The sequence below is a fragment of the Pseudoflavonifractor sp. 60 genome (genome assembly GCF_009911645.1).
GTDB lineage: Bacteria > Bacillota > Clostridia > Oscillospirales > Oscillospiraceae > Lawsonibacter.
The window spans coordinates 1-1,573 of sequence record NZ_QWKI01000341.1; the positions used below are offsets into that span (position 1 = coordinate 1).

Consider the following 1,573-nt stretch of genomic DNA (forward strand, 5'->3'; position numbering starts at 1 on the left):
CCTTGCGCCGTTGGAAATCCGTGGTATAATGGACAGAGAAAACGATCCAGGAGGGCCACATCATGCCGGAACATCTCAACTCACAAGTACGGATCGCTGTCTGTGACGATGAACCCATGGACCGCCAGCAGGCCGCGGACCTGACCAATGAGATCACGACAGTGGAGGGATTGGCCTGCTCCCTCTCCAGCTATGAGAGCGCCGCAGACCTGCTCACCGCCATCCAGGCCGGCGCACAGTTCCACATTCTCCTGCTGGACGTGATGATGGAGGGCCTGGACGGAATGGAGCTTGCCGCCGCCCTGCGGGAGCTGGGGGACAGCACCGCCATCATCTTCATTTCATCCAACCGGGAGATGGCCCTGCGGGGCTATGAGGTATCCGCCGCGCGGTATCTGGCAAAGCCCCTCCAGCGGGCGCAGCTCCGGGAGGCCCTGCTGTACTGCTACAAAACCTTCTGCGAGAAAAAGGAAATTCTGCTGCCCACGGAAAAGGGCCAGAGCAGGCTGGCTCCCTCCAGCATCATCTATGTGGAACCGTGGGAGCGCGGGTCAAGGCTTCAGCTCACCAGCGGACCAATCGAAACCTCCGCAAGAATTTCCGAGCTGGCCTCCATGCTGCCGGAGCGGAGTTTTACCTTCTGCCACCGGACGATTTTGGTCAACCTCGCCTTTATCAAGCACCTGCGTTCCTGTGAAATAGAACTTGCTGACGGAAGAATACTCCCCGTCAGCAGGCATCGCGTCCCTGATTTGAAAAAGAGGCTGCTGGGATATATGCAGGGTTAGTCCAGCGGAATCGCCATCTTTACGCAGTAATAGTCTGCGCCATATTCCGTTTCCAGAAGATCGTCATACCGCGCCACAATCTGCCTGATAATTTTAAGGCCTAAACCGTGCCCCGGCGCGGTTTCCTTTTGAATATGCTCCATCGTCGTGGCGTTCTTGCAGGTAATGGCAAAGAAATGCTCCTTCACAGAAAAATCCAGCTTGATATAAGGCCGTTCCACCCCGGGAGCGGAAGCGCCCTCCACTGCGTTGTCCAGAAGGTTCATCACCAGGGAACACAGCTCCGCGTCCGTCAGGGGCAGCTTGTCCGGCGCTTTCATCCGGGCAATTTCCACCGCAATTCCGGCGTCGTCGGCGGCGCTCAATTTGCTGTTCAAAATAACATCCAGCATTTCATTTCCGCTCTGTACCACAGGGCGGATTTTTTCATTCTCTCCAATCAGTTCGTCCAGATATGCCGCCGATTTTTCATCGGTGACAGTCTGCCGCAGGACCCGGAAATGCTTCACCATATCGTGGCGGAGCATCATCACCTGTTCGTGCTGCCGCCGCATGACTTCATAGCTGTTTCGGGCCAGCTCGCCCCGCTGGGCCAGCAGACGGGCCTCCGTCCGGCGGGCGGTCTCCCGGCGGGCCGCCTCCGCCAGGGCTGTGACCAGCGCCGCCGCCGTCGTCATGCCTGCCAGCGGGTAAAGCAGCAATCCAGGTATTTCCAATATGTCTCTCGAAAACTGCCAGCGCCCGAGTACCGTCCACGCTATGGCCCCCGCCGCCGTCAGCAGGCA

Annotated in this window: 2 protein-coding genes; one reads left to right on the top strand and one right to left on the bottom strand. The window is 58.4% G+C overall.

Annotation, left to right across the window (positions count from 1 at the left end; translation table 11 throughout):
• Positions 1-62 precede the first annotated feature (62 nt).
• Positions 63-788 (top strand): LytTR family DNA-binding domain-containing protein, encoded by a 726-nt coding sequence (locus D1646_RS22285; protein WP_160638513.1) that lies wholly within the window; start codon positions 63-65, stop codon positions 786-788.
• On the opposite strand, the gene D1646_RS22290 is transcribed toward D1646_RS22285, so the two are convergent.
• A partial coding sequence (locus D1646_RS22290; protein ID WP_207709452.1) for an ATP-binding protein occupies positions 785-1,573 on the bottom strand: 789 nt, incomplete at its 5' end. The genes D1646_RS22285 and D1646_RS22290 overlap by 4 nt on opposite strands.